The 25306-nt window shown below is 52.1% G+C and carries 25 protein-coding genes; 22 read left to right on the top strand and 3 right to left on the bottom strand.

What is annotated here, in order from left to right:
* Positions 1–13: 13 nt before the first annotated feature.
* Positions 14–475 (top strand): DUF2243 domain-containing protein, encoded by a 462-nt coding sequence (locus DNH61_RS21165; RefSeq protein ID WP_111148861.1) that lies wholly within the window; start codon positions 14–16, stop codon positions 473–475.
* A gap of 15 nt (positions 476–490) precedes the next feature.
* Entirely contained in the window at positions 491–1327 is an 837-nt protein-coding gene (locus DNH61_RS21160; protein WP_342771470.1) for a cytochrome c oxidase assembly protein, read from the top strand.
* 20 nt (positions 1328–1347) lie between these two features.
* Here DNH61_RS21160 and DNH61_RS26500 read toward each other — a convergent pair whose 3' ends face one another.
* The gene (locus DNH61_RS26500) at positions 1348–3912 is read right to left on the bottom strand and encodes a hypothetical protein (RefSeq protein WP_181438811.1); all 2565 of its coding nucleotides are present in this window, start codon (positions 3910–3912) and stop codon (positions 1348–1350) included.
* Between the two features lie 623 nt (positions 3913–4535).
* Between DNH61_RS26500 and DNH61_RS21150 the strand changes: the two genes are divergently transcribed.
* From DNH61_RS21150 to DNH61_RS21125, 6 genes are all read left to right on the top strand, one after another.
* On the top strand, positions 4536–4919 hold the full coding sequence (locus tag DNH61_RS21150) for a hypothetical protein (protein WP_111148805.1): 384 nt from the start codon (positions 4536–4538) through the stop codon (positions 4917–4919).
* A gap of 106 nt (positions 4920–5025) precedes the next feature.
* Complete coding sequence (locus tag DNH61_RS21145) at positions 5026–6024, top strand: S8 family serine peptidase (protein WP_111148804.1); 999 nt, start codon at positions 5026–5028, stop codon at positions 6022–6024.
* On the top strand, positions 6002–7723 hold the full coding sequence (locus tag DNH61_RS21140; RefSeq protein ID WP_111148803.1) for an ABC transporter ATP-binding protein: 1722 nt from the start codon (positions 6002–6004) through the stop codon (positions 7721–7723). Before DNH61_RS21145 ends, DNH61_RS21140 begins: the two co-directional genes overlap by 23 nt.
* A gap of 17 nt (positions 7724–7740) precedes the next feature.
* Positions 7741–8616, top strand: a complete 876-nt coding sequence (locus DNH61_RS21135; RefSeq protein ID WP_111148802.1) for an ATP-binding cassette domain-containing protein — start codon at positions 7741–7743, stop codon at positions 8614–8616.
* The gene (locus DNH61_RS21130) at positions 8613–9698 is read left to right on the top strand and encodes an ABC transporter permease (protein WP_111148801.1); all 1086 of its coding nucleotides are present in this window, start codon (positions 8613–8615) and stop codon (positions 9696–9698) included. Before DNH61_RS21135 ends, DNH61_RS21130 begins: the two co-directional genes overlap by 4 nt.
* 5 nt (positions 9699–9703) lie before the next feature.
* Entirely contained in the window at positions 9704–10393 is a 690-nt protein-coding gene (locus DNH61_RS21125; protein ID WP_146241108.1) for a hypothetical protein, read from the top strand.
* 181 nt (positions 10394–10574) lie between these two features.
* On the opposite strand, the gene DNH61_RS21120 is transcribed toward DNH61_RS21125, so the two are convergent.
* The gene (locus DNH61_RS21120; RefSeq protein ID WP_111148799.1) at positions 10575–12134 is read right to left on the bottom strand and encodes a sensor histidine kinase; all 1560 of its coding nucleotides are present in this window, start codon (positions 12132–12134) and stop codon (positions 10575–10577) included.
* Positions 12131–12817, bottom strand: coding sequence for a response regulator transcription factor (locus DNH61_RS21115; RefSeq protein WP_111148798.1), 687 nt, complete (start codon positions 12815–12817; stop codon positions 12131–12133). The genes DNH61_RS21120 and DNH61_RS21115 overlap by 4 nt, the downstream gene beginning before the upstream one ends.
* A 424-nt stretch (positions 12818–13241) precedes the next feature.
* Here DNH61_RS21115 and spoVAC point away from each other — a divergent pair, with 424 nt between their 5' ends.
* The 14 genes from spoVAC to DNH61_RS21045 all read left to right on the top strand — a co-directional run bounded on the left by spoVAC (position 13242) and on the right by DNH61_RS21045 (position 25298).
* On the top strand, positions 13242–13694 hold the full coding sequence (gene spoVAC, locus DNH61_RS21110; protein WP_111148859.1) for a stage V sporulation protein AC: 453 nt from the start codon (positions 13242–13244) through the stop codon (positions 13692–13694).
* 1 nt (position 13695) lies between these two features.
* Positions 13696–14706: a stage V sporulation protein AD gene (gene spoVAD, locus DNH61_RS21105; protein ID WP_111148797.1), complete on the top strand. Its 1011-nt coding sequence runs from the start codon at positions 13696–13698 to the stop codon at positions 14704–14706.
* Positions 14707–14708: 2 nt separating this feature from the next.
* Positions 14709–15059, top strand: a complete 351-nt coding sequence (gene spoVAE / locus DNH61_RS21100; protein ID WP_111148796.1) for a stage V sporulation protein AE — start codon at positions 14709–14711, stop codon at positions 15057–15059.
* A 179-nt stretch (positions 15060–15238) separates the two neighbouring features.
* A complete protein-coding gene (locus DNH61_RS21095) occupies positions 15239–16195 on the top strand; it encodes an AAA family ATPase (RefSeq protein WP_111148795.1) in 957 nt (318 codons plus the stop codon).
* Between the two features lie 2 nt (positions 16196–16197).
* Entirely contained in the window at positions 16198–17436 is a 1239-nt protein-coding gene (locus DNH61_RS21090; RefSeq protein ID WP_111148794.1) for a DUF58 domain-containing protein, read from the top strand.
* A complete protein-coding gene (locus tag DNH61_RS21085; protein ID WP_111148793.1) occupies positions 17433–19652 on the top strand; it encodes a DUF4129 domain-containing transglutaminase family protein in 2220 nt (739 codons plus the stop codon). The genes DNH61_RS21090 and DNH61_RS21085 overlap by 4 nt, the downstream gene beginning before the upstream one ends.
* Before the next feature lie 294 nt (positions 19653–19946).
* Positions 19947–20471, top strand: coding sequence for a YqeG family HAD IIIA-type phosphatase (locus DNH61_RS21080; RefSeq protein WP_111148792.1), 525 nt, complete (start codon positions 19947–19949; stop codon positions 20469–20471).
* 5 nt (positions 20472–20476) lie between these two features.
* The gene (gene yqeH / locus DNH61_RS21075; RefSeq protein ID WP_245948286.1) at positions 20477–21601 is read left to right on the top strand and encodes a ribosome biogenesis GTPase YqeH; all 1125 of its coding nucleotides are present in this window, start codon (positions 20477–20479) and stop codon (positions 21599–21601) included.
* A 57-nt stretch (positions 21602–21658) separates the two neighbouring features.
* Positions 21659–22543 carry a shikimate dehydrogenase gene (aroE, locus tag DNH61_RS21070; protein ID WP_111148790.1) on the top strand — a complete coding sequence of 295 codons (885 nt, stop codon included), beginning with the start codon at positions 21659–21661 and terminating at the stop codon, positions 22541–22543.
* 23 nt (positions 22544–22566) lie between these two features.
* Positions 22567–22857, top strand: coding sequence for a ribosome assembly RNA-binding protein YhbY (yhbY, locus tag DNH61_RS21065; RefSeq protein ID WP_111148789.1), 291 nt, complete (start codon positions 22567–22569; stop codon positions 22855–22857).
* Positions 22858–22890: 33 nt separating this feature from the next.
* A complete protein-coding gene (gene nadD, locus DNH61_RS21060; protein WP_111148788.1) occupies positions 22891–23484 on the top strand; it encodes a nicotinate-nucleotide adenylyltransferase in 594 nt (197 codons plus the stop codon).
* Positions 23474–24052, top strand: coding sequence for a bis(5'-nucleosyl)-tetraphosphatase (symmetrical) YqeK (yqeK, locus tag DNH61_RS21055; protein WP_111148787.1), 579 nt, complete (start codon positions 23474–23476; stop codon positions 24050–24052). The genes nadD and yqeK overlap by 11 nt, the downstream gene beginning before the upstream one ends.
* Complete coding sequence (rsfS, locus tag DNH61_RS21050; RefSeq protein WP_111148786.1) at positions 24049–24396, top strand: ribosome silencing factor; 348 nt, start codon at positions 24049–24051, stop codon at positions 24394–24396. Before yqeK ends, rsfS begins: the two co-directional genes overlap by 4 nt.
* Positions 24393–25298, top strand: a complete 906-nt coding sequence (locus DNH61_RS21045; RefSeq protein WP_111148785.1) for a CvfB family protein — start codon at positions 24393–24395, stop codon at positions 25296–25298. Before rsfS ends, DNH61_RS21045 begins: the two co-directional genes overlap by 4 nt.
* Positions 25299–25306: the final 8 nt, after the last annotated feature.

The raw sequence follows: 25306 nt of genomic DNA, 5'->3' as shown, positions 1-25306 counted from the left end.
ATGGAGGGATTATATGACTGAAACTGCAGCCCGCAGCAAATATGGTAGACGTAATATAGTCTCCGGCTTGTTGTTCGGGATAGGCCTAGTAGCGTTTCTCGATGAAACTGTCTTTCATCAGCTGCTGCATTGGCATCACTTCTACGACCGTTCGACAACAGGGGTAGGACTTGTCTCCGATGGCTTCTTTCATGCGTTCAGCTGGTTTGCTACGATTGGAGGCTTGTTCCTGTTCGCTGATTTGCGCCGTCGGGAGGCCTTGCAGCCGCAGGCCTGGTGGGGAGCCGTACTGCTCGGCAGCGGCTTCTTTCAGCTGTACGATGGCATTATTCAGCACAAGCTGATGCGCATCCACCAAATCCGTTACGTGGATAATGTGCATATCTATGACTGGGTATGGAACATTGCGGCCGTTCTGCTGATTGCAGCGGGATGTATCCTCCTGCTCCGATCCAGGCGGACTAGGCAGTCATAAGCGGGAGGAGGGCTAATGATGATGAATCATTCCAATCACTATAGCTCAGAACGTATGGCAGCCCATGAATATTTACCTTCTGCGCTCCCCTTTGTGCTGCTTATCCTGCTCTATGCCGCCGCAGCGATACTATCATCCCGCCGGTACGGACGTACCTGGCCGCTGTCCCGCTTCACGCTGTGGCTGCTGGGTATCCTGGCTGCCGCTGCAGCCGTTATCGGGCCGCTTGCTGAACAGGCACACCGGAATTTCGAGGCACATATGGCCGCCCATCTGCTTCTCGGTATGCTCGCGCCGCTCCTGCTTGTTCTGAGTGCGCCGCTAACCCTTGCCTTAAGAGTGTTCAATACGGGAACTTCAAGACGCATATCAAGGATCCTGAAGGGTTCTTATTTCAGATTTCTGTCCCACCCTGTCACTGCGTCAATCCTGAATATTGGGGGACTCTGGCTTCTATACTGTACATCCATATATTCCCTTATGCAGGATTACCTGCTTGTGCATCTAATCGTACATGTACATATCTTCTTGTCAGGCTATGTCTTTACAGCCTCGATGATTTATATTGACCCGACTCCTCATCGGACGGGATATATTCTGCGGACGGTTGTCATGGTTACGGCCCTGGCCGGACATGGTATTCTGGCAAAATATTTGTACGCGAATCCACCTGCAGGCGTACCCGCCGCACAAGCCGAGGCCGGGAGTCTGCTGATGTATTACGGGGGAGATGGCATTCACATCATCCTGATCCTGCTGCTGTGCTTACAGTGGTACAGGTCGGCCAGGCCGCGGGTCGTGTGCGGCAAAAAAACCTCCCGAATCGCCCTAGGCGATCAGGAGGTTGTGTGAACGGATAAATACAGCTAATTTTAGTACACTTCCAGCTCGTTAATGCGCACGTAATTCGTCTGGTGGCTTGGTCCTCTGCGGCATACGACCCGGATTTGGGACGTGCTGACCGCATTAAAGGAATGGGAGCGGTAGGTTGATGTGTTGCCGGTAACCGTAGCGACAGTTACCCAGCTGGAGCCGTTCCAGTATTGGATATCATAGTTGGCCATGACATAGCCTTGTGATGTGTACAGATCAACTTTGCTGATGGTCTTGTTTGCTCCGAAATTCATGTACACATGCTGCGGGAGCGGAGCCCCTTGATTATTGGCCCAGCTGTAGCTTTGGCCAAGCGCTGTGTTGCGGTCGCCATCATTAATGCGGGCTACCGAGTAACCCGGGAAGGTTGAATCTGCTGATACGGCAGCGCCGATTGCATGGTTGGCATTAGGCGCAGGTCCCTTCTCAACGCGTACCAGCGGCCAGGAGATGTAGAAGAGCTGGTAATCTTTTTTGAGTACAGCGGCATTTGCCTTCACGACGGCATCAATGCTGAGTGTTATCTTGGTCGGCACATTGGTTCCGCTCGTCCACTGGCCTTCGCCGACAATGCCTGCAAATACAGTAACCTCCAGAATTTTCTTCCTGGCAATTGTCAGGCCAGCTTCTGCCTGCGCACCAGCCGAGGCCTTGATTTGGCCCTCGATATTATACGTGGTCGTGAGGTAGCGGTCGACATTGCTGTAAGGGGTGACGGAGGTTGGAACATACAGGAAGTTCTTGCCGCGTACCCCGGCCTCCACGGTATAGCCTTGATTCACCTGGAATTCGAAGGTAACACTGCCGTCAACTCCGATAACCAGGAAAACGCCCACGCTTGCCTTGCCTAGTCCCCCTGCATCGGCTTCAAACCCGAAGAGAGGGATCTTGATATCCTTCTTGAATTTAGCCTCGCCTTTAATGTACACATTCGCTTTTTCCCCGGCTGTAAACTTCAGATCATATTTCTTCCGGTTATACACGCCTGTAATTTTGGGTGTCAGCAGGGTGATAGAGCCGCCTGCTTCCACATATACCTTGCCGTTCGTGCCCTGCTGATTGATAAGAACCTTCTTGAATTCACACTTGAAGTCTTTTCCTGTCTTCTGGCAGCTGGTAAAATCGCCGGCTGCGGCAGCAGAAGCATCTGCTGTACGTTGGTCGGCTTCCATTTCGGGAGCCACGGCCTGCGGCTCAGCGGCCTGCGGCTGGGCAACCTGTGGCTCAGCAACCTGTGGCTCAGCAACCTGTGGCTCAGCAGCCTGCGGTTCAGCAGCCTGCGGCTCAACAGCCTGTGGCTCAGCAGCCTGCGGTTCAGCAGCCTGCGGCTCAACAGCTTGCGGCTGAGCAGCCTCAGAGACGGCTTCCACTTGCTCTGGTTCGTCCTCCACTACAGCTTCCGGCTCAGCGGCTGCTTCTTGGTTCGCGGCATCAGGTGCTGCCGGAAGATCGGTTTCCTCCTGCTGCTGATTAGCTTTCAGCCTGGCTTCCGCTTCGTTAATGGCATCCGCTTCGGGAGCGGTTTCCCGAGGGGCGGCTGGCAGAGCTTCTTCATGTTCTTGCGTGAGGCCTGTCCCTTTCAAGTCCAGAGCTTCCTTCACACTTTCGCGGGTTGCGATTGCTACTGCATCTGTTGGAATGATCAGATTCTGTTCTTCGAAGGATACCGCCTGTGCGGGGATATCGTAATATTCGAATAGCTCCTCAACTGCCGGAGCTGCCCAATGCACAAGATAGGAGGTCGCATCCATTTGCACGAGGGATGTAATTTTAATCGCTTTGCCGGTAGCAGAATCCAGATAGATTTGTCCTGCCTTAAGTCCCGGAACAAGCTGATTGTATTCATTGGAGAGAAGACGGAAGCTGCCGCTCTCAGCTTCGGCTTCGAGGGTATTTGCCGCAATGCTGAGCTTGGACTTAATTAGAGCGGGCATAGGCGTATTGCTCTTCAGCTGGTACTCAACATTGTCGAATTGTCCGGTTGTCTCAACAGGGTCGAGGACGCTGACTCCGTCAGCCCCCACAGTAAATTCGAGGCGGAAGTATGATTCGGGGTAAGGGGTCTGGTAGGATTTGCTGCTCCAAATCCAGCGTGCCGTCGTGTCGGCAGGCATGCCGCTGACCTGGGTGTTCCATGGCGTCACACCGTAGCGGCCGTTATCCTGGGCTTTGCTCCATGCATCATCGTTGAAGGTGGTCTTTTCCCAGCCCGCGGCATAGGTTCCGCTTGCCTTCCAGTTGAAATCGGTTACAAGATTCTCGTCCTGATACGTGATATCGGCCAGCAGACCGGCATAAGAGCCGACATCCTTGGCTCTTACGGCAATGACATTCTTTCCTTCAGTAATGGTCAGGTTGAACGAATAGGCTTTGTACCAATTATTTCCTGATCCGATGAGGTTGCCGTTATGATAAAGTGTGAACTCGTTGTCTGCAGTCAGTGTAATGGTTCCCGGGATGGGTGCAGCGCTGGTCGTACCCATGCCAACGAACAGTGACGACAGGAAGGAAAGAACCAATAAAGCAGACAATGCTTTTCTGAATTTTCTGTTAATTACGCTCATATTATTATCTCCTTCTCATTTAATAGCGTGATAGTCAGACGTGAGTGCTTGCTAACTGAAATAAAGCAGCTGGTTATTATTCACCTCCTCTACTAATTAATCCAATAAAATATCACTATAGTAATATCTGGGCAACCTCCTTTCATAATCTATCATAAGGTCTAGGTGAGTATTGTCAATATAAATAATAATATGTTATTGCGAATCGACAGTATTTCTATTTTATAGACAAAAAAATCAGGAATATCAGCTATATAACCGATGTTCCTGATGATAGGATTTCCTTTGTTTGCGTTCTAAGTTTGCCTTGCTTGGTTCGTAACCGTTACATCTCCGCACGGTTTTCTTCTTCCTCCAGCTGGCTGAGTACAGCGGCTGTTGAATTGTCGCGCAGATTTTGTTGTTCTGAAATTAGACTCTGCCTTTCTATGAAAAACCTCATAGAGTCATTAACTTCCACTTTATTTTCACAGCTTCTTGAAAAAAATGTGAACACAAAAAAGGTAATCTTGTATTAAAACGGGATGAGCAATATTGTGGATTTAATTCCTTGATGTTGTTATCGATCCGTTTATTTACAATATTATTGAGTGAATTCAAGTCTAAACAAAGGAGTGCCTCGCATGAAAATTTCTGATTCTAGTCGAACCCTCTTTCACGGCGACCGTGTAATTCTTATGAACCGGAAAACCGGAGCATGGTTAAAGATTTCGAAGGAATGCTTCGATATTCTGGAAGTGGCTTTGGAACAACATTTGACTCGAGATGAACTTCTTAATCGTTTTCAAGAAGCGCAGGATCGCCAATATTTTAATGGTCTATTAGCTAAATTGGACGAGCTTGGGTACTGGGAAATCCCCCACTCCCCACATTTGCGGGAAGTGAGTTTTTCACTTACCCAAAGATGCAACCTTCAATGTACCCACTGCATTGTCGATGCACTGAATACTTCCACATCAGATTGTTTAAGCACAGCGGATATTATCAATATATGTGTATACACCTAAGACAACGAGCTGGTGGTAATCATTCCTGATTGACTTATTGATACTAAACCATTAAAGGATGGTGTGAAATACACCATCCTTTACCTATGAGGAGGTTACACGGAAGATGTGTGATGTCATGATTCTGGATTCCGGAATTGACCGTCGCTTCTTTAACGAATTAACCCACTCTTACGAGTATGACCCTGACACTCACGAAGTAAGGGAGACGAAGCATCCACAGGATCTCACTGGGCATGGCAGCGCCTGCGCTCATATGATTCGCCGTTTAGCAACTAATGTACGTCTTGGAAGTATAAAAATATTGGATCCAAATCTTACAGGAGATTCCAAAAGCCTAGAGGCTGCACTAGAATTATGCTTAAGTTTGGATGTTTCGATTCTGCATATGAGCTTCAGCTTCCGATCCTTTCATATCACGAGCCGTTTGAAAGAGTTATTTCAAAGAATTTCTAACCAAGGAAAATGGGTGGTAGCTTCTGTTGAAAACGGGTCAGAGATGAGTTATCCCGCAGCTCTACCGACTGTTATCGGTGTAAACGGTACATTGATGCCGGAGTCTGAGACGATCTGGGTGGATCAAGGCAAGCCGATCCAAGTGGCTGCAGATATGACGCCTGTATGGACGCATCAAGACTTTTCCGTATACAGCTTGTTTGGGGGGAACAGTAAAGCTGCTGCTGTCGTCACAGGACATCTGGCCCGCCTTCTACTGGAACAAAATCAAAATCAGCAGATCGATCCTTGTTGCTTGTTAGCTCAAACCGCTCAAAGATTCAGCTGGCTTGATGAAGAATTACAGAGAAGCCCGAACCTTGAAATTACACAGCCCGTTTACGGTCATACCTTACCTATAAATGTATTGAACAGGATCAAGGACATCGTGTCCTGCTATTGTAATACTCGGACCGGAGACCATCACCTTTTATTGTCCAAAAACGGGTTGTCACAAAATCAATTCCCCAACTTTATTCGGGATATTGCATCCGTTGTCGGGATCCCAGCAAACGATATGCAATGGACATTTCGTCATTTTTCAAGCTTTAGTCACTTTATCTGTCATATTGAAAGGATTTATCATCATGAATCGAAAACATATGCTTAAAGCGATCATCCGTAACTTTGCAAATCACAAAGGATCTTTTGCAGCGGCATCATTTCTACTTCTGATGAGCAGTCTTTTTAGTGTTTCGACCCCTTACTTCATAATGAAATTGTTAGACACCTCCATTCCCTCCGGGAATGGATCCAGTCTTTTTATTTATATTGCCTTGGCTTTAAGTGCAGCTATTCTCTACAACCTGACAAAACTTCTATCCGATTATGTCTTTTCTAAGCTCGCCCGTTCATTTGTCGTAGAAATCCGCTCACGCTGCATGCAGCAGTTACAGAAAATGCACGGGGAGTACTATACCAACTTGTCTTCAGGCGATGTTTTAAAAACGCTTTTCGAAGATATCGAGAATATACAACAAACGGCAACCTACTCCTTTGTAAACTTTGCTTCCGATATTCTCGTATCGATTGGTATGCTCATCTTTCTAGGATGGCTTCAACCCGAGCTATTAATGTGGTTGATTGTATTACAACTCATTATTTTCTTTGTTCAACAAAAATTTAACCGTTGGATTGAAGCTCAAACTCGTGATTTAAGAACCGCCAGCGGTGAACTTTATTCCCTGATTCAAGAAGCTGCAAGCAACTTAATGAACTTCGTCGTCATCGGTGCAAAAAGCTTGTTTAATAATAAATATGCAAGCCTTGAAAAACAGAATGCGTATCAGCAGATCAAAACACAGCTCATTTATTCGTATAGCGGCAGCTTTCTCCAACTTTCCGGCATGTTTATCACCCTATTTATCCTTGGTTATGGGGGATATAAAGTCATCGGAGGTACGTTAACGATTGGTGGATTAATCACATTCAATGTATATTCCCAACGGTTAATTTCCCCTATCATGCGAGCATCCCAGTTTCAAACGAGATTGTCGGGAGCTTTAATTTCTTGGAAAAAAATTAATGAAATACTAGAATCACCTTCCCACTGGGGAGAAAAAGATGCCAACTTACAATCTATTGATAGCATCCATGAAATACATATTCAAGATGTTTCTTTTCAATATGAAGATAAGACCGTACTATCCGATGTCTCCTTGCAATTGGAATCTCCAAGAGTCTATGCCTTCGTTGGCGAAAGCGGCTCTGGGAAGTCAACTTTGACTTATTTGCTCCTCAAGCTCTGGACGAACATGAATGGAGAAATCCGCATCAATGGAACTGCCCTCAACCAGATTTCAACCGATGCGCTGCGGGATCAAATGGCCGTAGTAAGTCAAAATACATTTCTATTAAATGATACGATTTATAATAATTTAGCCTTAGGCAACACGTCGGTCACGGACAACGACGTAGCGGAGGTATTGAGGATAGTGGAGCTTTACGATGATGTGATGGCTCTCCCAAAGCAGCTTGAAACCTTTATTGGAGAGCAAGGCATCCGATTGTCCGGAGGTCAACGCCAACGATTGTCCATAGCTAGGGCCTTGCTTAGACAGACTTCTGTATTGATTTTAGATGAAGCCACTTCAATGCTGGACCCTGTAACCGAGGAGAAACTCATTCAAAATTTAAGAAACTTGATTCAAGATAAAATCGTCATTCTTATTGCCCACCGTTTACGTACGGTGATAAATGCGCATGAGATCTTCTTATTGCACAACGGGAGTCTAGTTGAGAGAGGTGATCATCACTCTCTTATCGCTGTACAGAGTAAATACCGAGCCATGTTTGAAAGAACAGCCTAATATTGAGGTGATAAATCATGCATATCCGAGTGGAGCAAATTAGTAAACAATATTCGAAAAAAAGCTATGGGTTGAAAGAGGTGTCGCTTGAGATTCAGCCCGGTGTTTGCGGACTCATTGGTAGAAACGGCGCGGGAAAAACCACCTTGATGCGCATCATTTCGGGCATTCTGGAGGCTAGCTCCGGCAAAGTCTATATGGATGGACGGTTAATGGATTCCAAAACGCGGAAACAGCTGCAGCAGTCGATCGGCTATCTTCCACAAGAATTTGGATTTTATCCCCAACTGTCGGTGTTGGAAGCCATTGATTACGCAGCGACGCTGCACGGCATGAAGGGGGAGACCAAGAAGGCAAAAACTAGGGAAGCTCTTGAAAAAGTCCATCTGGACGTTCAATCCCGAAAGAAGATTCGGGAATTATCCGGTGGGATGAAGCGTCGATTAGGCATTGCGCAGGCTATTGTACATGAGCCTGACATTCTTATTGTGGACGAGCCTACAACAGGAGTGGACCCTGAGGAAAGGATTTCAATCCGTAATATGCTTACTGAATATGCGGGTCACAAAACCGTCATCTTATCCACCCATATCATCGAAGATATCGCTCAATCCTGCAAGCAAGTAGCCGTCCTGGACCAAGGCATGCTGAAGTATCAAGGCACAATTGCCGGCATGATCAAGGCCGTGTCCGGCGTAGTTTGGGAGTGCTCCTTGCCCTTATCGATGGATTACAAAAGGATTCTGTCGGAATATATTACGGTGTCAAGCCATTATATGGAAGATGCGATGAAGCTGCGCGTACTAGGAGAAGAGGCGCCGCCGCACAGTGTTCCAGTAGCTCCTACCGCTGAAGATGCTTATATGTGGATGATTGGCGGGTTGACGAAATGAAGACAATGCTCAAAGTAACCCAGTTTGAATTTCGTTATCAGATCAAAAGCAAGTTTTTCATCGTGGGGATGATCCTTCTCTTTTTATTTATGTGGTCGGAATTTTCGCCCTATCTCCGGCATTACCCGATCCAGGACAATAACGATATTCAGCAATTGTTTTCTAAAGGAATCCACCAGGAATTGCTCCGTGTAGAAGTTTCACCTGCTGAGACGTTGTCCGCTGCCGTGCTGCATATGGAACAATTGAAGGAAGGAGATTTTTCTGCGGAAAACGTTCAAGCAGCCAAAGCCCTTGCCAGCCAGATCAAAGCTCAAAACTTGTCCTTGGAACAAGCCCATGCGCTGGTGGAACAACAATATCCTTCCTTTGTTGATCAGTGGAACGTTTTTATTGAAGAGAGAGGGGTGCGGTTAGGTAATATTGAAGAGGTAGCGCCCCTCTTTCGTTATTATTATGAACGACAATCTTTCAGTAGAGAGTTTGCCCTCCTGTGGTCGGATCGGCTGCAAATCATCATGTCGGCGCTTTCCATTCCCGCTTTTTTACTTTTATTTTTCAAGGATCGAAGATACCATGCCATCGAGTGGCTTCGAGCAAAGCCGGTCACTGGTTTTCAGTACATCACGGGAAAATATATCGGAACGGTACTGGCCTGGTGCTTGCCAGCCCTGATCGTAAGTACAGCGGCCAATATATGGCTTGGACTCAAGTTTACAATGGATGAATATGCGTATCATTTTATGGACGTGTTTCTGGGACTGCTTATCTATGTACTCCCTGCCTTTGTGTTTTCCGGTGCTCTCATCATCCTGCTTGGCTTTCTCTTTCACAATGAAATCGCGGCCTTGCCGATCTTTATCGTGTATCTTCTCTTCAATGTTGCTGCTTCGGCATTTGGAAGGGATGAAAGCCATCCGTTAGGATATGCACGATATATGATTCGTCTGGACGAGCATTCATCTACCGATTGGCTGGCGTATATCCCGCATCAAAGCCTGGTTCTTGGTGCCACACTTCTGATGATGTTGTGGGCCGGACAGCTCTGGTTAAGACAAGGCTTAAAGGGAAAAGGCAGGTGATCTTCTTGAAGCTGATGCTGTATCAATTTAAAATTGTTTATTCGCCGATCAAATGGCTGTTATGCGCTGCTTTTATCGTCATGATCCCCTTCTTGTTCTATGCTCCCACTGGCAGGGATGTTTTAAATCTCTACGAAATTTATGCCTGCTTCGTAGGCATTATTCTGCTGCCGGACGTATTCTGGGTGGATCATTACGCCCATGCGACAGAAATGCTGGCCACCCGAAGAACTCGAGGGAGCTGGATGCTTTGGTACAGATGGTTATGGTTTATGCTTTTTTCGATCACCATGTTGTTCGTGGGGTGGCTGCTTCTCCGTCTGGATTTATCTCCACATGGTTATCTTTTCTCGGATTCATCTCTTTCATATTTTACATTATTGTATGTCACGATGCCTGGCCTCTTATTCTCGGGAGCCTTATCCTTGCTTGGCGGAGCGGTGTTTCGATCTCCGGAAGTGGGGTATGTTGCGGGCATAGCCCATTGGATGTATTGGAATGTCAATATGGAAATCGATTCGTGGTTCAATTTATTTTCATATGCGAACCAATTGAGTCATGTGCCATCAAAATGGACTCTGCTGATGTCAAGTATAATTCTTGTGGCGATGGTCCAACGCTTCATGCTGCGGCCTGTTGAGTCCCTTATGTTATTTGCCCGATTGAAAAAGAGGCTGGTTAAGGGGCTCGATTAGTGGTATAGGTTGCTGTGGGCAAAACAAGTGAATTCTGAATGGGTGCTTTACCACAATGTGCCGATGCGTGTGCTTTTGGATAAAAGCGCATAGAACGAAGGGGCTGTCCAGAAAGTCAGTTTTCACTGACTTCCGGGGGCCCCTCATTTTTATATCATAAAGCACAAAAACACCGTCTTTTTCACTCGGATCTGTCGTGAATCGGGAGGCGTACGGTGAACGTGCTGCCAGCGCCCGGACTGCTGGCTGCTTCGATGCCGCCGCCATGCGCTTCTGTGATGGATTTGCTAATAGCCAGCCCAAGCCCTGCGCCCCCGTACTTCCGTGTTCTGGAGCTGTCGCTCCTGTAGAACCTCTCAAACAAATGCGGAAGATGGACCGGATCGATTCCGCTGCCATTGTCCGCAACTTCCAGAACAGCCATCCCTTGCTCGCGGCTAAGCTTAACGGATATTCTGCCTGTCTCTGCATCGGTATGCTGCACCGCATTATGGTACAGGTTCAGCAGGACCTGCTTGATCTTGTCGGCATCCAGAAGAGCGGATACCGGGTCTTCTTCTGGCAGATTCAGTTCCAGGGAGCGGGCAGCTGCGAGCACCTTCAGCTGCGGCTCCATATCAAGCAGCATTCCGGCCAGTGAAGTTGGCTTGAGCTGCAGCTCGGGTGCGCGATCCAGCTTCGCCAGCAGGAGCAAATCCTCAACGAGCTTCTTCATCCGCCGGGATTCACCCTGCATGCTGCTTAGCGCCGGATATAGCTGCTCCTTGCGCTCAGCGGCGCCTCGCAGCAGCACCTCCAGGAAGCCGTGGATGGAAGTGAGCGGCGTGCGCAGCTCGTGGGAAGCATCGGCTATGAAGCGCCGCATCTGCTCCTTCGCTTCCACCTCAGCGGCGAAGGAAGCCTGCAGCCGCTCCAGCATGCCGTTGAACGAATTGGCCAGAAGGTCGATCTCTTCCTGTCCCTGGGTAGCGGGGAAGCGCTCAGTTAAGTTGCCGGCATCCGTACGCTCTACCGTCTGGACCATATTGGACAGCGGAACCAGTGTGCGGCGCAGGACGGAAACATAGAGCATGAGTCCCCCCACAAGCGCCAGGGCGGACAGGCCGCCAAAGATGAGCAGCTGCTGCATCAGAACAGAACGCAGGGAGCTTGTCGGAGTGCCCATCTGCAGCAGCTCGCTGCCGCCGCCGGGTCCGCCCCCATTGCGGAATACGAGCAGCTGTTCGGTGCCCTCCGTATCCTCAGCTACGAGATAGCGGACACGGCCGCCTGGGCCATCCACCTCCGCGCGTATATCGGCAAGCTGTTTGACATCGAGCTCAGGTGACGGGAGGGCAGCAGTCTCCAGCAGCTCCGTGTAGCTGCCTGACGCATCGACCGAAGCCAGCGACATATCGGGAATGACCAGCAGCCGTCCTCCGCCCCGCTCAGGCGGTAATGCCTCTCCGTCTGGCGGCTTGCCTGAGATCCGGTCCTTAGCTCCCTTGCCATTGTCCCCGTCGTACCGGCCTGCTGAACCAGGCTTAGCTGTCAGATCCTTGGGAAGCGAGCGCAGCTGCGCATCCATCGTTTCAGCTTTACTGCGGTACAGGGACTGCTGCATAATGACGTACTGGAAGGAGCCGATCAGCAGCAGAAGAATGCCCAGAATGAACAAGGACCGTATCAGCAGCTGCGAGCGCAGTGACCGGGGAGACAGCCGCCGCGGCCATCTCTTCAGCATAGCGGGAGGCAGCTTCATGGCAGATCCACCCTGTAGCCTGCCCCTCGGAGGGTGCGGATGAGCCGGTGCTCACGGTCTTTAAGCTTTTCCCGAAGCGAACGGATGTACACTTCGACGATATTTTCCTCCCCTCCAAACTGATACCCCCATACTTTATCCAGAATTCTTGATTTACTAAGCACAATGCCGTGGTTGGTGACCAAATATTTGAGCAGCTCGTATTCCGTAGGGGATAACTCCAGTATGCTGTCCCTGTAGCGGATTTCCTTGCGGCTGTCATCGATCCGGAACGGCCCTGCCGCCACCTCGCCGAATTGGGCGGGAAACTGGTTCCGCAGGCGTGCATAGATTCGGGCCAGCAGCTCCTCAAAGCTGAATGGCTTGATGACGTAATCGTCAGCCCCCTGGTGAAGGCCTTTGACCCTGTCATCCACCTCATCCTTCGCTGTCAGCATGATGATGGCTGCTTCTATGCCGTTCTGCTTGAACAGCCGGCACACCTCAAATCCGTCCATGCCCGGCATCATGACATCAAGCACAATGACATGCGGGGCAAAATCATCCGCCGCCGATACAGCGGTCAGCCCGTCGGGAGCCGTTTGCACCGTAAATCCTTCGTTGAGAAGTCCAATCTCCAGAAACTGCAGGATATGCGGTTCGTCGTCCACCAGTAAAATCTTCATCCCTTTGCCATTCAACATCGATGTCATCCTGCCCTTCATGCTTCTCTAGTGTCTTATATTATAATCGGCGAAGCTGAGAACGGGCTGAATACTTGCTGAATGGCAGCTGAATGCGAAAATGACACGGACATGGGCAGCGATGCAAGCATATGCTAACAGAGAAGCCGGAAGGGAGTTATTGCCCATGCTGATCCGCGAGAGGAGCGAGCGGCCGGGTGCCGGGGTGCTGACAGTGCTGGTGCTCTTTGTGCTGCTTGTCCTGATCCTGCTGCTTGCTGCATAGTGAACCAAGGCGGCCTTCCAGAGACGGAAGGCCGCTTTTTGTGGAGGATGGCATAACATGCAGTGCCGCAACAAATAATGTTAGTCGTAAGGATGTTTGAAAAGAGGGAGGTGCTGCGGCTTGGCCGGGAAAGCAGCGGACAAAGGCAAATACAAGAATATGACGATGTCCTCCAAGGAGTACAAGGCGTTTGCCAAATCACGCGAGCCGGGCCGTTCGGTTTTGAAGAACTGCCTGCGTGCGTTTGTGGTGGGAGGACTCATCTGTGTCCTCGGACAAGCAGTTCAGAACGGATATATGGCATGGCTGCATCTGACATCGACACAAGCCAGCGGTCCGACGGTAGCAACGATGATATTCATCTCGGTTGTGCTGACCAGCCTGGGCGTCTACGACAAAATGGCCCAGTGGGCCGGCGCGGGGACGGCGGTGCCGGTAACGGGCTTTGCGAACTCCATGTGCTCCGCTGCGCTGGAGCATCGCAGTGAGGGACTTGTGCTGGGCGTAGGAGGCAACATGTTCAAGCTGGCGGGTTCTGTCATTGTGTATGGAGCGGTGGCCGCATTCTTTGTGGGCATTGCCCATGTCATTCTCGGAACGGGAGGGCAATAGAATGCTAAGAGGCAAGCAGACCTGGTGGTTTGACAAGCGTCCTGTCATCATCGGTTCAGGTGCCGTAGTCGGACCTGATGAGGGGGAAGGGCCGCTCGCCGAGGATTTCGATCTGATCCATCCTGAGCTTGATCTGCAGCAGAAGAGCTGGGAGAAGGCGGAGCGTATGCTGATGGAGCAGGCCGCTGATATTGCCGTCAAGCAGTCGCGTATTGAGAAGCAGGACCTGCAGTTTTTTGTCGGCGGGGATCTGCTTAACCAGATTATAAGCAACAGCTTCACTGCCAGGGAGCTTGGAGTTCCGTACCTGGGCGTGTTCGGCGCCTGCTCCACCTCCATGGAGTCGCTTGCCCTGGCTTCCATGATCGTTAATTCGGGAGGGGCGCAGCGTGTCTTGGCGGGCACCTGCAGCCACAACTGTACGGCGGAGAAGCAGTTCCGCTACCCGACCGAATACGGTTCCCAGAAGCCGCCTACCGCCCAATATACCGTCACAGGCGCGGGTGCAGTGGTGCTTGCAGCCGAAGGCGACGGTCCTGTCGTTACCTGTGCGACAGTCGGCAAGATCGTCGATCTGGGCATTGCCGATCCGTTTAACATGGGGGCGGCAATGGCACCGGCTGCCGTTGATACGATTCAGACACATTTCAATGACACCGGGCGCGTTCCCGGTGATTACGACCTGATTGTCACCGGGGACCTGGCCCGGGTCGGGCACCAGATTGCGAAGGATCTGCTGCAGCGCAACGAGGTTCCGATGGACGATACAGTCTTTAACGACTGCGGGCTGATGATCTACGACCTGGAGAAGCAGGGGGTGCAAGCGGGAGGAAGCGGCTGCGGCTGCTCGGCTGTCGTCACATACGGCCATCTGCTCAAGCGGATCCAGAATGGTGAACTTAACCGCGTGCTGGTTGTGGCTACCGGCGCCCTGCTGTCGCCCTTGTCCTTTCAACAGGGGGAGACCATTCCGTGCATCGCTCACGCTGTCGCCATTGAGAAGGGGGAATAAGAATGCAGTTTCTCTGGGCGTTTCTTGTCGGGGGAGGAATCTGCGTAATCGGTCAGCTGATGTTTGATGTGGTGAAGCTTACACCGGCGCATACGATGTCAACGCTTGTTGTGATCGGGGCAATACTGGATGGCTTTAATCTGTATGAGCCGCTGATCAAATTCGCCGGTGCTGGAGCAACCATTCCGATCACAAGCTTCGGCAACGCACTCGTACACGGGGCATTGACCGAGCTGCATGCGATCGGGCCGGTAGGCGTTATTACGGGCATGTTCAAGCTGACAAGCGCGGGTATTTCATCCGCCATCATATTTTCATTCCTGGCGGCACTCGTTGTGCGGCCGAAGGGGTAACTGGAGGATCCTGTGTGATCCTCCAGTTTTTTTTAGAGGATGTTTAATTGTACAGTGCTCCTCGATTCCTGTAAAATATAATAGAATGGCAGTTTGTCCCTGCTTCGGTTAAGAGATTCGGACAGAGGCTGACTATATTCTCGCCATGAACGATCTATATATTACCGGGAGGTTGAGCGATGGACGTACGCACCAGTGACATGCAGATCTGTAAACAAATTCAAGACAGTCTTGAACAGTGTATCCTCGGAAAATCCGAAGAAATAGAACGCCTGCTGACCGCCTTGCTGGCCGGCGGGCATATTTTGCTGGAGGATGTGCCCGGAACGGGCAAGACCCAGCTGGTTAAAGCGCTTGCCAATGCCGTGGGGGGCCAGTTCCGGCGTATTCAGTGCAATCCCGATCTGCTCCCTACCGATATTACGGGTGTATCGATTTATCATCCGAAGGAAGAGACCTTCGTGTTCCGGCCAGGTCCGGTTATGGCGAACATTCTGCTCGCTGACGAAATCAACCGGGCAACGACTAAGACGCAGTCCGCTTTGCTTGAGGCAATGGAAGAACGTCATGTTACCGTAGATGGCGCGTCTCATCCGCTGCCGCAGCCGTTCGTCCTGATTGCCACTCAGAACCCGATTGAGTTTGAGGGCACCTACATGCTGCCCGAGGCCCAGATGGACAGATTCATGATGAAGCTGACGCTTGGTTATCCGGATGAGCAGACCGAGCACCGCATGATTATGAACAGCTATGCGGATCAGGCTTCCGCCAAAGCCTCGCAGGTCGCTTCTATGGCAGATATTGTTCACATCCAGGAACAGGTAAGGCGTGTTCATGTGGATGAGGCGGTTGGAGACTACCTGGTGCGTGTGGTTCGCGGTACGAGAGAACACCCGGGTGTACATCTTGGCGCCAGCCCGCGTGCCGCAATCTCGCTGATGGCGGCTGTGAGGGCGCATGCATTTATCAAGCAGCGCGACTATGTAATTCCCGATGACGTGAAGGAGCTTGCTGGGCATGTGCTGGGTCACCGGATCATTCTTCATACGGAGGCCCGGATGAACGGGGTTACCCAGGAGGATGTCATTAGACAAGTAATTGAACAGACCACCGTACCGGTCCGGCTGGAGCGTTAAGGATGGACACCGCCAGAACCATGGTGATGAGGTGGCGCCTGACGGCCCTTATCTACGTATGCTGTTCGCTGTATCTATTGTTTCAGGGCGGCAAGTCATCGTTCATGATTTTTTGCATGGTTAATGTTCTCATTCTATATTTGGTGCTTGGCAGATACAGCGGCATAGCCCATGTGAAGGGAAGCCGCTCGATCAGCGGGGTTGGCGGCTCAAACGACAATGTGCTCACCTCGGGCACCAGGCTGGACGTGAAGCTTGCTGTCCGGATTCCGGGCTTCTGGCCGATCCCTTATGTGCTTGTGCATGACAGACTGCAGCGCCAGAACGGCCAGAGCATGCAGTTTGAATCTTCCTTTGTCCCGGATATGAAGCGGATGGGGACTGTCCGTTACTCCACACCGCCGCTGCAGCGGGGACGGTATACCTTTACCAGCTCCGAATGTGTGACGCGCGATATATTCGGCTTGTTCGAGCATAAAGGGACTTTCCAATCGGAGCTGTCGTTTACCGTGCTGCCCCAGACCGTCCCTATCCGGAACTGGTCCTTGCTGCGCTATGGTCTTAGAGGACCATACGCCAACGCTGCTGTCAGCCGGTCGGCGAAGGAAACGACGCAGCTGAACGGAGTGAGGGACTATCACTACGGAGACCGGTTATCCCGTGTTCACTGGAATGCTACAGCAAAGACAGGCGAATGGAAGTCGAAGGAGTTTGAGCGGGAATCGGTACCGCGCACCGTCGTGGTGCTCGATCGCTGTGCAGCTGCTTACAACAGCGCGGAGCAGTTTGAATTAGCGGTATCGGCTGCGGCTTCGCTGTTTGAGTACGGTATGCGGCGCGAGACCGCGATGGGGCTGGTATCACTTGGCGCGACGGCTGATGGTTATCAGCCGCGTTCGAATACCGATCAGCGCAAGGCGATCATGAATCATCTCGTTATCGTACAGGCTGACGGTCAGGCGGGGTTGTACCGCTCGCTCCGTGAAGCTTCGGCCATGCTGCCGTCCGGCTCATCCGTTATACTCGTGACCCCGCAAGAGGGCGAGGAAGCCATTCGCTCCATGCAGTGGCTTGACCGAACGGGCATGACACCCGTGATGCTTCATGTCCGGGGCTCTGACCCGGTTAGCCGCAGGGGACAGCAGGAGTGGCAGCAGATGCTTCGTCTCAGGGGCTGGCCGGTCTATCAGATCCGTCAGCTGCAGGAGCTCCCGGCTGTTCTGGAAGGAGGTGCGGTATGATGCGTGCTTTACGATTGTCGGCATTGTTCCGGGACGGATACGGCAAGCTAGCGCACTTGTTTGCTGCTATTCTGCTTTGGCAGTGGTTCGACAGCCTTGAGCAGTACTGGTGGGATGAAACCTATGCAATTGTTCACGGCATCCTGATCGCGGGTGTTATCATCGAGTGGCTTATTCCGGGGCCTAGATGGTTGAGGCTGCCTCTTCATATTGCCGTTATGCTTTATTTAAATATCCGGTACAGTGACTTCCACTGGCAGCCTATGCCTGCCGCAGGTGACGGCATGGAGGCATGGCGCTACTGGTTCACCTATGTATTCGGACAGCTGGATCCGTTCATCTGGATATCGGTCCCTGTCCTGGCATTGTTCTTGTTCGCCGGCGCGTTTACGCGTACCCGGCTGCAGGTGACGATCTTTGTGGGCGCCTGCATGCTGTCGCTGGCTGTCCTAGACTCCTTTACACCAATTTATCTGTGGGACGAGATTGCATGGTCGATCTTCGTGGGGCTGGCCTGGTTTGTGGCCGAGCATTACAGCCGTTTTCAGCAGAAGCATCCCGAATCCTGGCGGCATATGCTTGAGTATCCGCTGACCTTTATCGTTTCGGTCGTATTTGTGCTGGGTCTCGTAATGGCTTCTGGCTTATTTGTGCCGAATATCCAGCCGATTCTGAAGGACCCTTATACTGTTTGGATGGAGTCGAGGGGGAAAGCGGTGCCTTCGTTCGTCGGTGAGAAGCTGGACGCCAGGATGCCAGTGCAGCGGAACCAGGATACCAGATCAGGCTACAGCCGGGAGGACGGCGAGCTTGGCGGGGGATTTGAATTTGATTATTCGGAAGTCATGACGGTAACGACGACGAAGCGAAGCTACTGGCGCGGGGAATCGAAGAACTATTATACAGGCTCCGGGTGGGAAGAAAGCAGTGCGGAAAACAATGAGCATGCCGTTTCGGGACTGGAAATAGAGGAAGTGCTGCCTTCGCAGCTGGATAACCTGAAGGTGGAGACCGAGGAGATTACCCAGACGGTAACCATGATTCGAGAGGATTGGTTCCCGGTCTTGTTCGGAGCGGCAACCGTCCGTTCGATTCGTTCCATAGACGGGGAGGACGGCAGTGTTCCATACTCGCTTGCCTGGTTCAGCCAGTCTGGCGAGCTCAGATGGCCGCGTTCGGACAGGACGCCATACCCGGATACCTACAGCCTGGTCTCCGAGGTGCCGGTGCTGGATGAGGAGAAGCTCCAAAAAGCTGGGCAGGTCCGAAATCTTAACCTGCTGTCAGAGTATACCCAGCTGCCGCGCATCCCTGGCAGGGTTGAAGAGCTGGCGCTTGAGATTACGGCCGAAGCGGATAATGATTATGACCGGGTCAAGCTGCTTGAAAGCTATCTAAAGGGCAATTTCCCGTACACGAACACACCGGATACCAGTCTCAGAACAAGTGAAGATTTTGTGGACGCATTCCTCTTCGAGGTGAAAGAAGGATACTGTGACTATTATTCTACGGCACTTGCTGTCATGACCCGCTCGCTCGGGATACCGGCAAGGTGGGTCAAGGGTTACTCGCCAGGGTCAATGCCGGTAGAATTTTACTCAGGCATCCCCGAATACGCACAGGAGTACAATCCGAGCGGCAGCGGGACGTATACGGTCAGGAATGCGGATGCGCATTCCTGGGTTGAAGTCTACTTTGAAGGTTACGGCTGGGTCCCGTTTGAACCGACCGCAGGCTTTACTTATCCATACAGTCTGCCCGCTGATGCGCCGGACACCGAAGAAATTACGCAGCCTGAGGAGACAGAACCAGTCGCTCCTGCGGAGACAGAGACAGAAGGCGGCGGAATTCCGCTCGTCTGGGGTCTGATTGGAGCGGCGCTTGTATTAGGCTGTGCGGCTTTCTTCGGCAGACACAAGGCTGCCGCCATGCTGTACCAGTTCCGGGTACGCTCGTTGTCCGGGAACCAGCTGATTGTTTACGAGATGGAGAGGTTCCTCCGCTACTGCCGCAAGCATGGTCTTGACCGCAGTGATAACGAGACGCTGCGCGAGTCCTTCGCCAGATGGTCGCGGGAGAGAAGCTCGCTCGCCGGTGAGCTCGGTGAAATACTGGCCTTGTTCGAGAGGGCCAAATATAGTGCCGCTGAGTCATCCCGTGAAGAGGCTGAACGTGCTGCAACCCGGATGAGGGCAGCCAGGGAGCTTGTTGGATGAACAGAGCAGCAGGTAATGAGCATCGTCAGTAACAGCTGTTGAAAGGAAGGGCTGATTATGCCGTCTAGGCGGCATAACCAGCTCTTCTTCTGCGTAATGACAGCATATTTGCCGGCCCGTAAGGTTAAGCTTCAAACATACCGGCAGCTGTCATGATTTTTGGCTGAGCGTTTTGCAACGGCTTCCCAATATGATATAGTTTTTCGTATAATGGCAGCATATTGGCTGTTTCTTCCTGCCAAGCTTACATGACAGCGGCAGGTAACAACAGCGCAAAATGAAGGAGTCGACAGAATGTTCGAATGGCTTTTACCGCATATGCTGGTAAATACGATATATGATATCGATCTTGATGTGCTGAAGAAGAATGGCGTCAAGGGTATTATTACGGATTTGGACAATACGCTGGTAGGAGCAAGGGACCCGATTGCGACTCCGGAGCTTGTTGCGTGGCTTGACCGGGTAAGGGCCGCGGGCTTCAAGGTCGTCATTGTTTCCAATAATAATCAGACCCGGGTATCGAAGTTTGCACAGCCGATCGGCATTCCGTTCATTCATGCGGCCAGAAAGCCGGCAAACAGAGCCTTTCACAAGGCACTTACCGTCCTGGGGCTGAACGCTGAGCAGACGGTGGTTATCGGCGACCAGATGCTGACGGATGTGCTGGGGGGCAAGCGAATGGGCCTCTATACGATTCTGGTCACACCGATCGCACCCAAGGACGAAGGGTTTATGACCCGTATTAACAGAAGGATTGAGAAGTATGCCTTGTCCAAGCTGCGTAAGAAAGGACTATGGCCCAAGGAGGACAAGAAGTGACGGACATTCATTCGTCTGCTAACCAGGAGAAGGATTCATGCGCAGGCTGCGGAATTGCGCTGCAGACCGAAACGGCGGACAAGCCGGGTTATATTCCGCAAGCGGCACTTGAGAGGGAGCCCGTTATTTGCCAGCGCTGCTTCCGGATCAAAAATTACAACGACGCTTCGTCAGTTACCGTGGATCAGGACGAATTTTTGCGTCTGCTCGGCAGTATCGCTGCGACTAAGAGCCTGGTTGTACACATCGTGGATTTATTTGATTTTGAAGGCAGCCTGATTTCGGGACTGCAGCGGTTTGTCGGCAATAATCCTGTGCTGCTCGTCGTGAACAAGACGGACCTGCTGCCGAAGTCGGTTAATCTGAACCGCATCCGCAACTGGGTTCAGCAGAAGGCGAAGGAAGCGGGATTGCGGACCGTAGATGTCGTTCTCTGCAGCGCTATGCGCGGCAGCGGATTTGATCATGTGCTTGAGGCCTTGGATGAATTCAGGAATGGGCGCGATATCTATGTTGTCGGTGCGACGAATGTCGGCAAGTCGACGCTTATCAACCGTCTGATCCGGGATTACAGCGATCTGGAGCGGGAGCTTACGACCTCAAGGTATCCAGGCACAACGCTGGATGCCGTTCATATCCCGCTCGAGGACGGCAAGTCCATCATCGATACACCGGGTATCGTCTACCCGTCGAGGCTGACGGAGCTGGTGCCAAGAAGGGTGCTGCAGTCACTGCTTCCCGAGAAACCGCTGAAGCCGCTTGTCTATCAGCTGAATGAGCGGCAGTCTCTGTTTTTTGGCGCCATCGCCCGGTTCGATTTTGTAGCGGGAGCACCTCAATCGTTCACCGTGTACAGCTCGCCAGCCATGAAGGTGCACCGGACGAAGCTCGAGCGGGCGGATGAGCTTTATGCCGAGCATAAGGGAGAGCTGCTTGCTCCTCCTTCATTAGCTGAGCTGGATGAAATTCCGGCCTGGACCAGGCATTCACTGCGCATTCCGCGCGGAAGCGACACCGATATCTTCATCTCCGGTCTCGGCTGGATTCATGCCAACAGCAGCCAGGGGGCCGAGGTCGATGTTTATGCGCCCAAAGGCGTCAAGGTACTGCTGCGCGATGCGCTCGTATAGCTAGGGTTGGACCGGACAGGAACATTATCTTAGCTTAATGCCAAGGGGGAGAGGCTGATGGCGGAGCAGACATTAACGGGGAATAAGGTGGACAGCCATACCACGGTATATGGTGTGATTGGCGATCCGATCAGGCATTCCAAATCGCCGATTATGATGAACCGTGCCTTCCGGGAGGCCGGGGTAAACGGCATTTATGCCGCCTTTCATGTTAAGACCGAGCAGCTTGCGGGCTTCATCCAGGGCGTGCGGGCAATGGGAATCCGGGGAATCAACGTAACGATTCCGCACAAGGTGGAGATCATGAAGCATCTCGATGCGATCGACGACAGCGCGAAGGCAGCCGGAGCCGTCAATACGATCGTGAACGATAACGGCCGGCTTACCGGATATAATACAGATGGGATCGGCTACGTCCGGTCGCTGAAGGAAGAGGCTGAACCCGAGCTTGCCGGCAGGCGGATTGTTCTGCTTGGAGCAGGGGGCGCTGCGCGCGGCATCTTGCATGCTCTGCTTAAGGAACAGCCGGCTTCGATAACGATCGTCAACCGCACCGTTGAGCGGGCCATGGAGCTGGCCGGTTCAGCAGCCGCAGAGGCGGATATCCGTGCCGTCGGCCAGCACGGGGCTGAAGCGGTATGCCGCAAGGCGGATATCATTATCAACACCACCTCCGTTGGAATGGCGCCTCTAACAGAAGGCGTGCCGATGGACGTCCAGCCGGGATGGATCAGGCCGGATGCCGTAGCTAGCGAAATTATTTACAATCCAATGAAAACCAGGTTTCTGCAAGAGGCCGAGCAGGCAGGCTGCCGCATTCATGGCGGTCTTGGCATGTTTATCAATCAGGGCGCTTATGCGTTCGAATATTGGACGGGCAAGGCGGCGCCGATCGCAGCGATGCGGGAAGCCGTTCTGGAAGCGCTCGAATCCACAACTTAGATGAAAGAAGGATGCACACATCCATGCTGACAGGTAAACAAAAACGTTATTTGCGTTCCATGGCTCATCACTTGACACCGATCTTCCAGGTCGGTAAAGGCGGCACGAATGAAAATCTGATCCGCCATATCGAGGAAGCGCTGGAGGTTCGCGAGCTAATTAAAGTATCGGTGCTTAACAACAATTTCGACGATCCCAAGGCAGTCGGGGCTGAGCTGGCGGAAGGAGCCAGAGCAGAGCTTGTCCAGGTAATTGGCAAGACAATCGTGCTGTACAAGGAATCCAGAGAAAATAAAACCATTGAGCTGCCTTAACACTCCAGGGTATAAGGGAGGGCGAATAAGCTGATGCTTCGAGCCGGAATAATGGGCGGCACGTTCGACCCGATCCACAATGGACACCTGCTTGCCGCCGAGACGGCGTTAGATGTATTCGGACTGGATGAAATATGGTTTGTCCCGGCTGCAACTCCGCCGCTCAAAAGCGGTGCTCCAGATGCCTCAGACCGCATGCGCCTCGACATGGTGCGGCTCGCGGCGGAAGGCCACCCGAATTTCCGGGTGCTGGACATTGAGCTTGAACGCGGAGGGGTTTCGTATTCGGTGGACACGGTAGCCGCTCTGCAGGAGCGGTGCCCGGACACGTTATTGTCCTATATTATAGGCGGAGACAGGATTGGCGATCTTGCACAATGGCACAGGGTAGCGGAGCTAGCGGAACGGCTGGAATACTTCATCGGCTTCAGCCGGCCGGGCTATCCGGCAGATCTGTCAGCGCTCCCCTCTCCATTGAGGGATAAGGTCAAAACTGCCGATATGCCCCAGATGGAAATCTCATCGACAGCTGTCCGGCTGCGCAGAGCGGAAGGCCGTTCCATCCGATTCTTGGTTCCGGACTCTGTGTATGAATATATTATGAGGAATGATATTTATGGATCGTAATCAACTGATGGAGTCAGTCAGGGCCCAGATGCCGGAGAAACGCTGGAACCATACGCTTGGTGTCATGCAGACGGCAGTCGAGCTTGCGAGGCGGTACGGAGTCAGTGAGGAACAGGCAGACCTGGCGGCTATCCTGCATGATGTGGCCAAGTACTGGCGTACCGACAAGATGGAAGAAGTGATGCGCGGCAATCCGGAGCTTGAGCCGCTGCTGTCACAGGACAAGGAGCTGTGGCATGCCTTTGTCGGAGCGGTTGTTGCTGAGCGTGATTACGGTATTACTGATCCGCTCGTGCTTGATGCGATCCGGTATCATACCTCTGGCCGGGAGAAGATGACCATGCTGGACAAGGTCGTATGCCTGGCTGATTATATCGAGCCGGGACGTGATTTTCCCGGGGTGGATAAGATTCGTGAAATGGCCCAAGATAGTTTAGAGAGGGCACTTGTCGCCGGATTTGATTCGACGCTTTCCTTTCTTATCGAAAGAGGCAAACGGATTTTTCCGCTGACCGTGCTTGCCCGTAATGATCTGATAATGGCTCTTAAAGAGGAGGCTGATTTATGACGATACAACCTAATGAATTGATGCAAGTAGTCGTGGATGCGGCAGAAGACAAGAAGGCTCAGAAGATCGTAGCACTTGGCCTGCAGGGGATTTCACTGGTAGCGGACTATTTTGTCATCTGCCATGGTAACTCGGACACGCAGGTGCTGTCCATCACGACGGAGATCAAGAAGCGGGCTGAGGAGAAGGGTGCTCGTGTGAAAGGAATTGAAGGCACCGATACAGCAAGATGGGTGCTGCTGGATCTGGGGGATGTAGTCGTTCATATTTTCCATCGGGATGAGCGTGAGTACTACAATCTGGAACGGCTCTGGTCGGATGCCAAGGTTGTGGAATTTGCATGACGCTGACCGCGGGAACAATCGTAAGGCTGCAGACTGCACGTGAAGTTCCGCCTAACGGCTTCTTCCTGACCGACGGGGAGCAGGACGTTCTGCTGCACTATAACGAAATTTTGGGTGAGCGGCCTGAACCGGGTGATGAGGTGGAGGTCTTCCTCTATTTTGACACCGAAGACCGGCTGGCTGCCACGATGCGCAGGCCGTATCTGACGCTTGGCGAGGTTGCCCGTCTGGCAGTTGCGGATACCCATCCCCGTTATGGGTGCTTCCTTGAAATGGGGCTGGGTAGGCAGCTGCTGCTGCCGAATGCCGAGCTGCCGGAGGCGCATGAGCTTAGACCGGTTGTTGGTGATGAGGTGTATGTGCGAATGGCGCATGACAAGGCCGGACGGCTGGTTGCCAAGACAGCCGGCGAGGAAGAGCTGGCCCCGCTGGTGTTTCCCGCACCGGCGTCGTGGCATAACGAGTGGGTAACCTGCTGGGTGACCAAGACCCTGCAGATTGGCTCGTTCGTGATTGTTGAAGGAGGCGTCACGGGGTTTGGGGTATATGGGCTGATTCCGGCAGCGGAACGGCCGCATCCGCTTCGGCTGGGCGAGAAGGCTGAAGCCCGGATTACCTTTATCCGTGAGGATGGCCGCGTTAATCTGTCCATGTTTCAGCGCAAAGAGGTCGGCCGGCTTGAGGATTCGCAGCGGATCCTGGCTTTTTTGCGTGAGCGCCCGAACGGGGCCATGCCTTACTCGGATGAAACGCCGGCAGACATTATCAAGCAGAAATTTGGCATCAGCAAATCCGCATTCAAGCGGGCGATGGGGAAGCTGATGCGAGACGGGCTTATCCAGCAGAAGGGCAGCTGGACGCATCTGAATGACAGCAGGCCCGAAGTAGGGGACGAACAATAGGATGACGA

It is taken from the genome of Paenibacillus sambharensis, assembly GCF_003233845.1.
GTDB classification, from domain to species: domain Bacteria; phylum Bacillota; class Bacilli; order Paenibacillales; family Paenibacillaceae; genus Paenibacillus_I; species Paenibacillus_I sambharensis.
The sequence above is the reverse complement of the archived record's forward strand: the minus strand, read 5'-3'. Positions and strand labels throughout refer to the sequence as shown.

What these genes read in the sequence shown, in the direction of transcription:
- DNH61_RS21130 (WP_111148801.1), top strand. Translation starts at nt 8,613, where the DNA reads ATGAAGACAATGCTCAAAGTAACCCAGTTTGAATTTCGTTATCAGATC.
- DNH61_RS26500 (WP_181438811.1), bottom strand. Translation starts at nt 3,912, where the DNA reads ATGAGCGTAATTAACAGAAAATTCAGAAAAGCATTGTCTGCTTTATTG.
- DNH61_RS21115 (WP_111148798.1), bottom strand. Translation starts at nt 12,817, where the DNA reads ATGTTGAATGGCAAAGGGATGAAGATTTTACTGGTGGACGACGAACCG.
- DNH61_RS21120 (WP_111148799.1), bottom strand. Translation starts at nt 12,134, where the DNA reads ATGAAGCTGCCTCCCGCTATGCTGAAGAGATGGCCGCGGCGGCTGTCT.
- DNH61_RS21085 (WP_111148793.1), top strand. Translation starts at nt 17,433, where the DNA reads ATGATGCGTGCTTTACGATTGTCGGCATTGTTCCGGGACGGATACGGC.
- aroE (WP_111148790.1), top strand. Translation starts at nt 21,659, where the DNA reads ATGGCGGAGCAGACATTAACGGGGAATAAGGTGGACAGCCATACCACG.
- spoVAC (WP_111148859.1), top strand. Translation starts at nt 13,242, where the DNA reads ATGACGATGTCCTCCAAGGAGTACAAGGCGTTTGCCAAATCACGCGAG.
- DNH61_RS21165 (WP_111148861.1), top strand. Translation starts at nt 14, where the DNA reads ATGACTGAAACTGCAGCCCGCAGCAAATATGGTAGACGTAATATAGTC.
- DNH61_RS21145 (WP_111148804.1), top strand. Translation starts at nt 5,026, where the DNA reads ATGTGTGATGTCATGATTCTGGATTCCGGAATTGACCGTCGCTTCTTT.
- yqeK (WP_111148787.1), top strand. Translation starts at nt 23,474, where the DNA reads ATGGATCGTAATCAACTGATGGAGTCAGTCAGGGCCCAGATGCCGGAG.
- rsfS (WP_111148786.1), top strand. Translation starts at nt 24,049, where the DNA reads ATGACGATACAACCTAATGAATTGATGCAAGTAGTCGTGGATGCGGCA.
- DNH61_RS21095 (WP_111148795.1), top strand. Translation starts at nt 15,239, where the DNA reads ATGGACGTACGCACCAGTGACATGCAGATCTGTAAACAAATTCAAGAC.
- DNH61_RS21140 (WP_111148803.1), top strand. Translation starts at nt 6,002, where the DNA reads ATGAATCGAAAACATATGCTTAAAGCGATCATCCGTAACTTTGCAAAT.
- nadD (WP_111148788.1), top strand. Translation starts at nt 22,891, where the DNA reads ATGCTTCGAGCCGGAATAATGGGCGGCACGTTCGACCCGATCCACAAT.
- spoVAD (WP_111148797.1), top strand. Translation starts at nt 13,696, where the DNA reads ATGCTAAGAGGCAAGCAGACCTGGTGGTTTGACAAGCGTCCTGTCATC.
- yhbY (WP_111148789.1), top strand. Translation starts at nt 22,567, where the DNA reads ATGCTGACAGGTAAACAAAAACGTTATTTGCGTTCCATGGCTCATCAC.
- DNH61_RS21160 (WP_342771470.1), top strand. Translation starts at nt 491, where the DNA reads ATGATGATGAATCATTCCAATCACTATAGCTCAGAACGTATGGCAGCC.
- DNH61_RS21080 (WP_111148792.1), top strand. Translation starts at nt 19,947, where the DNA reads ATGTTCGAATGGCTTTTACCGCATATGCTGGTAAATACGATATATGAT.
- DNH61_RS21135 (WP_111148802.1), top strand. Translation starts at nt 7,741, where the DNA reads ATGCATATCCGAGTGGAGCAAATTAGTAAACAATATTCGAAAAAAAGC.
- DNH61_RS21090 (WP_111148794.1), top strand. Translation starts at nt 16,198, where the DNA reads ATGGACACCGCCAGAACCATGGTGATGAGGTGGCGCCTGACGGCCCTT.
- DNH61_RS21045 (WP_111148785.1), top strand. Translation starts at nt 24,393, where the DNA reads ATGACGCTGACCGCGGGAACAATCGTAAGGCTGCAGACTGCACGTGAA.
- spoVAE (WP_111148796.1), top strand. Translation starts at nt 14,709, where the DNA reads ATGCAGTTTCTCTGGGCGTTTCTTGTCGGGGGAGGAATCTGCGTAATC.
- DNH61_RS21150 (WP_111148805.1), top strand. Translation starts at nt 4,536, where the DNA reads ATGAAAATTTCTGATTCTAGTCGAACCCTCTTTCACGGCGACCGTGTA.